At 65.7% G+C, this 5,649-nt stretch carries 5 protein-coding genes and 1 pseudogene; 4 read left to right on the top strand and 2 right to left on the bottom strand.

The annotated features are described in order from the left end of the window. Positions 1 to 215: pseudogene (locus Q1V87_RS10440) on the top strand (hypothetical protein); the annotation flags it as partial. Between the two features lie 80 nt (positions 216 to 295). On the opposite strand, the gene Q1V87_RS10435 reads toward Q1V87_RS10440, so the two are convergent. Next, a complete protein-coding gene (locus tag Q1V87_RS10435; RefSeq protein ID WP_300592342.1) occupies positions 296 to 1,699 on the bottom strand; it encodes an aminomethyl transferase family protein in 1,404 nt (467 codons plus the stop codon). 131 nt (positions 1,700 to 1,830) lie between these two features. Here Q1V87_RS10435 and Q1V87_RS10430 point away from each other — a divergent pair, with 131 nt between their 5' ends. Continuing rightward, positions 1,831 to 2,841, top strand: coding sequence for a VOC family protein (locus tag Q1V87_RS10430; protein WP_300592339.1), 1,011 nt, complete (start codon positions 1,831 to 1,833; stop codon positions 2,839 to 2,841). Positions 2,842 to 2,861: 20 nt separating this feature from the next. On the opposite strand, the gene Q1V87_RS10425 is transcribed toward Q1V87_RS10430, so the two are convergent. Continuing rightward, positions 2,862 to 3,977, bottom strand: a complete 1,116-nt coding sequence (locus Q1V87_RS10425) for a 5-methyltetrahydropteroyltriglutamate--homocysteine S-methyltransferase (protein ID WP_300592336.1) — start codon at positions 3,975 to 3,977, stop codon at positions 2,862 to 2,864. Between the two features lie 56 nt (positions 3,978 to 4,033). On the opposite strand from Q1V87_RS10425, the gene Q1V87_RS10420 reads away from it, so the two are divergent. Beyond that, positions 4,034 to 4,975, top strand: coding sequence for an ATP-binding cassette domain-containing protein (locus Q1V87_RS10420; RefSeq protein WP_300592333.1), 942 nt, complete (start codon positions 4,034 to 4,036; stop codon positions 4,973 to 4,975). Continuing rightward, the coding region (locus Q1V87_RS10415; protein ID WP_300592330.1) for an ABC transporter permease at positions 4,972 to 5,649 on the top strand (678 nt) is incomplete at its 3' end. The genes Q1V87_RS10420 and Q1V87_RS10415, both read left to right, overlap by 4 nt.

Raw genomic sequence — 5,649 nt, 5'->3', positions numbered from 1 at the left:
TCGCGACGATTCCCGAGACTCTCGCTGTCGGATGGTCGCGGAGCTGGCCGTTGGTCATCCGCGATTTGCCCTTCGCTCTCGGGCCGGTTGAGCTTCAGCTTTACCGTCGGCGGTCGCCGCAGCACGCGGGTGCGCTCGACTGGTTCTTCGACACCGTCTCGGCGGCGGTCAGCGGATTCCCGGGCGGCTTTGAGGGCATCCACATCGCGTCATGACGCGAATGCCCGAAGACGATCTCGGGGACGGATGCCGCGGCATCCGTCCCCGAGATCGGTGTGCGCGAAGCGCTGCCGGATCAGAGCGATCCGGTGGTACGCCAGCCGCCCTGGTATTCCTGGCGTGCGGTCACGGCGTAGGGCACAGGGCTGACCACGGCGCGGATCGCGATCTGCTCGTGCGGTTCGACTGTCGTCTTGCCCGATCCGCCGTTCGGCTCGCCCCAGACGACCCGTACCTCGGCGCCCACGGGAACGTCACGGTCGACCGTGGCCAGCGACAGGCCGCGCGTCTCGTTCGCGGTAACGCCGGTGAACAGCGAGAGGCCCACGGTGTTGCCGTCGGCGTCGATGACAGCGTCGTAGTTGCTGGAACCGTAGTTGGCGTTGGGCAGGTCGAAGAACTGGTAGCCGGGTCCTTCGCGGTCGAGCACTGACGCGAGCACCTTGGTGAGGTCCTCGTCGTTCCAGGCCAGCGTGACCTTCTTGCGCTGGGTCTCGGGGTCGAGCTTCTCGAGCGCGTCACGGCCGATGAAGTCGTGGTCGAACTTCACGAACGAGCCGTAGCCGAGCTCCCAGGGGTTCAGGTAGTAGTCCTCGATGTTCTCCGAGACGAAGGACCCTGCCAGCGCGTTGATCGCTTCGTAGCTGTTCGCGGGCAGCCACTCGCGGTAGGCGCGCTCGGCCTCGCTGGAGTAGATCGCCGGGAGCGGCGAGGGGATCCATCCGGACTCGAGAGTGTTCGACGAGTACGCGCGCGACCCGCAGGGTTCGATGCCGAACTCGCGGCCTGCCTCGAGGATGGCATCGCGGATCTTGCCGTGCTGCTCGTAGGGTCCCCAGATCTCCAGGCCCGGAGCGCCTGCCATACCGTGACGGAGCGTGCGCACCTTCTCGCCCGCGATCGTCATCTCGCCCATGTGGAAGAACTTGACCTGCTCGACCGGTCCACCCGCGAGCTTCTCGATGATCGCCCAGGCGTTGGGTCCCTGGATCTGGAAGCGGTAGTAGTCGCGGTGCACGGCCTGGCCGTAGGGGCGCGACGGCGAGCGGTCGTCGTAGCGGAACTCCACGTCGTACCCGCCGGTCTCGGCGTGGAACTGCAGCCAGTTGGCTCCGGGGGCGCGCCCGACGTAGACGTACTCACCCTCTGCTTCGTGGAACAGGATGCCGTCGCCGATCACGCCACCGTTGGAGGCGGTGGGAACGAACTGCTTGGCGGTGTTCACGGGGAAATTCTTGAAGCCGTTGATGCCGGTGTCAGTGAGCAGCTTCAGCGCATCGGGTCCCTTCACGAAGAAGTTGACCATGTGGTGGCTCTGGTCGTAGAGCACCGCGGCGTTGCGCCACGCCTTCTGCTCGCGACGCCAGTTGCTGAACTCGGCCGGAACCACGGGGTAGATGTACGTGCCGAGCTGCGAGTCGCGCAGCATCCGGACGGTATCGCCCTTCTCGTCCAGCAGCTCTTGCAGATTCTTGGCCATGGGTGTCTCCTCGACTTCCTCGTCCGGGTGGCTTCAGCGAGATCGTACGGGCAAAATTTACCTATGTCCAGAGGTAAATCGGTGATAGACAGGATGCATCGATAAGGCAGCAGTGTCAGAGAGGACACCTCATGGCCACGAGTGAGAACTTCGACCTTGCCCATCTCGGCGCCGTGGAACTGTTCACCCCACGGTTCGACGAGAGCCTCCGGTTCTTTCGCGATATCTGCGCGATGCGGGAGGTCGCCCGCATCGGGGATTCGGCGTATCTGCGGTGTTGGGACGAGTACCAGCTGTACACGCTCAAGCTCACGGCATCCGACACGAACGGCGTGGGCCGCACCCTGTATCGGGCATCCAGCCCCGAGGCTCTGGAGCGGAGAGTGGCGGCGATCGAGGCATCCGGCCTCGGGCATGGTTGGCAGGATGCCGAGGTCGGTGTCGGCCGCTCATTCGAATTCGAAGACCCCGACGGCCACCTCATGGCGGTGTACTACGACACCGAGCACTATGTCCCGGATGACGAGGATCGTCCCGCGCTGAAGAACCAGGCATCCGCGTACCCCGGCCGAGGCATCAACGCGCGGCGGATGGATCACATCAATTACCTGGCCAGCGACGTGAACGCGGCTGGAGAGTTCTGGCGGGATGTCATGATGTCGCGGGAGTCAGAGCGGGTGCGCCTTGACGACGGGAGGTATGGGGCCTGGTGGTTCCGGTTCAACCAGAAGTCGTACGACGTCGTGTATTCCGATGACTGGACGCGCCAGCGGGGCCGGTTCCATCACTTCGCGATCGCCCCGGATTCTCGCGAGGACATTCTCAAGGCTGCCGACATCTGCCTCGAGAACGGGATCTATATCGAGTACGGCCCCTACAAGCACGCGATCAACCAGACGTTCTTCCTCTACGTGTGGGAACCGGGCGGGAACCGCATCGAATTCGCCACCGCGCAGGGGCGTCTCATCCTCGATCCGGACTGGCCGGTCGTGGAGTGGAGCCAGGCGGAGCGCGCCAAGGGCCAGGCCTGGGGCATGAAGACGGTGCCGACCTTCCACACCCACGGTACGCCGTACGTCGAGGACCAGGAGGAGATCGACCGCGCAGCTCTCGAGGGCCGCCCCTACGTCAAGCGCTCCTGAGCATCAGGCGCTCGTGACGGTCACTCCCAGACGGTGGCGGCAGTGTCGACGACCAGGCGGATCTTGGCCCACTGCTCGTCCTCGGTGAGGAGGTTGCCCTCCTCGGTCGAGGCGAATCCGCACTGAGGGCTGAGGGCAAGCTGCTCCAGCGGTGCGAACTGCGCAGCCTCCTGGATGCGGGTGCGCAGCAGGTCGGCATCCTCGAGCTCGCCCGACTTGGTGGTCACCAGGCCCAGCACGACCCGCTTGTGGCCGTGGGGAAGGAAGCGGAGCGGCTCGAAACCACCAGCGCGGTCGCTGTCGTATTCCAGGAAGTAACCGTCGTAGTTCGTGTCGGCAAGTAGGTGCTTGGCCACCGGTTCGTAACCGCCGGAGGAGATCCAGGTGGACCGGAAGTTGCCGCGGCAGACGTGAGTCGTGATCGTCATGTCGGCGGGCTTTGCCTCGAGGATCGCGTTGAGCATCGCGGAGTAGCGTTCGCCGATTCCCTCGGTACGGATGCCGCGGGCCGCTGCCTTCTCGAGCTCCTCGGGCGAGCAGAGGTAGGCCCACGCCGTGTCGTCGAACTGCAGGTAGCGGCATCCGGCCTCATAGAACGCCTGCACCGCGTCGCGGTAGGCCTGCACGAGGTCGGGCACGAGGGCATCGCGGTCGGCGTAGAGGTCAGTGGTGATCCCCGCAGGCTCGAGGCGGAAGTCGAAAACGGTGGGGGCGGGGATCGTGAACTTCGGCGTTGCCCCGGTGGCGACAGTGGCCTCGGCGAGCGCGCGGAAGTGGGCGAGGAACGGATGCGTGTCGCTGAAGCCGATGCGTCCGTTCACCTGCAGGCCGAGGGGCCGCGTCTGCACGCCCTGGAACTGGATGCCGTGGTCGAGCTCGACGACCTCGACACCATCGAGCATCCCGAAGAAGTCGAAGTGCCACCACGACCGCCGGAACTCTCCGTCGGTGGCGAGCCTCAGACCGTTCTGCGCCTCCTTCGCCACGAGCGCGGCGATCTCGGCATCCTCCACCTCGCGCAGGGCGGCATCGTCGATTTCGCCCGCAGCGCGCGCGGCGCGAGCCTCGGCGAGGGCTGCCGGTCGAAGGAAACTGCCGACGATGTCGGCGCGGTAGGGAAGCTGTGTATCGGTCACACCGGGATGCTACTCCCGCGTCGTCGGATGTCGGAGATCGCTCGTACAGTAGGACGGTGCCAGAGCCTGTGATCCGCGCCCACAACCTCGTCAAGGCCTACAAGATCGCCGGCAAGGATGACTTCCTTGCCGTGAACGGACTGTCGTTCGAGGTGGCGCCGGGCGAGTCGTTCGGACTTCTGGGACCGAACGGTGCCGGCAAGTCCACGACGATGAAGATGATCGGTGCGGTCTCGACCCGCACGAGCGGGGAGCTCAGCATCCTGGGCCTGGATCCTGACCAGTACGGTCCCGAGATCCGTTCGCGGCTGGGCGTCGTCCCGCAGCAGGACAACCTCGATGGCGAACTCAACGCCCGCGAGAACCTCTTCATCTATGGCCGCTATTTCGGGCTCCCGGGCAAGGTGTGCGCACAGAAGGCCGACGAGCTGCTGGCGTTTGCTGCGCTCGAAGACAAGGCGAAGAGCAAGGTCGATCAGCTCTCGGGTGGCATGAAGCGACGGCTCACGATCGCGCGCGGGCTGATCAACGACCCCCGCATCCTGCTGCTGGACGAGCCCACGACGGGTCTTGACCCGCAGGCCCGGCACGTGCTGTGGGACCGTCTTTTCCGTCTCAAGGAGCGTGGCACGACTCTCGTGCTGACCACGCACTACATGGACGAGGCCGAGCAATTGTGCGACAGGCTCATCGTGGTCGACAAGGGGCAGATCATGGCCGAGGGGACGCCGGCCTCGCTCATCCGCGAGCACTCCAGCCGTGAGGTGCTCGAGGTGCGTTTCGGGTCGGATCGCAATGAGCAGGTGGCGCCGCAGCTCGCGGGGATCGGCGACCGCGTCGAGGTGCTCCCTGACCGCATCCTCGTCTACGCGCACGACGGTGAGCAGGCTCTCGAGCGGGTTACCGCCGCGGGTCTGCAGCCGCTGACCTCGCTGGTGCGTCGGTCGAGCCTGGAGGATGTCTTCCTGCGCCTGACGGGAAGGTCGCTGATCGAATGAGCACGCCGATTCCGGATGCGCGCACTCAGCCAACCCTGGACGAGTTGCGTGCCGAAGCTCTCGCCTGGGGGCGCAAGCCCCGCCGGTGGGGCTCGTGGTACGTCGCCGAGCATATGGTGCGTGCGATGCGCGCCTACGGGTGGACGATCGTGGTCGGTGCCCTCGGGCAGCCCATCCTGTATCTGCTCGGGCTGGTGCTGGGCCTTGCCGCGCTGCTGGACGGGACGATTACGGTGCACGGCGAGCAGGTCCGTTACCTCGTGTTCGTCGCCCCGGCGCTACTCATGACCGCAGCGATCGGCGTGGCCACCGAAGAGTTCACCTACCCCGTGATGTCGGGGTTCAAGTGGCGCCGCTACTTCTCCGGCTGCAACGCCTCGGCGCTGTCGAGCCCGCAGATCGCGACCGGGGTCATCCTCGGCGCCTCGGCGAGGATGCTGATAGCCGTCGTCGCCTACTACGTCTTCATCGTCCTCTTCGGTGCGGTTCCCGACCCTGCCACCGGCTGGCTGGCGATGTTCGTCGGGCTGCTTGCGGGGCTCGCGTTCGGCGTGCCTTTGATGGCGTATGCGGCGTCGATCCAGGACGACAAGGGTCAGTTTGCGCTCGTGCAGCGCTTCGTGTTCGTGCCGATGTTCCTCTTCTCGGGCACCTTCTACCCGCTCGAGAACCTC

It is taken from the genome of Microbacterium sp. (genome assembly GCF_030149085.1).
GTDB lineage: Bacteria > Actinomycetota > Actinomycetes > Actinomycetales > Microbacteriaceae > Microbacterium.
This window is presented reverse-complemented; position numbering and strand designations above follow the sequence as displayed.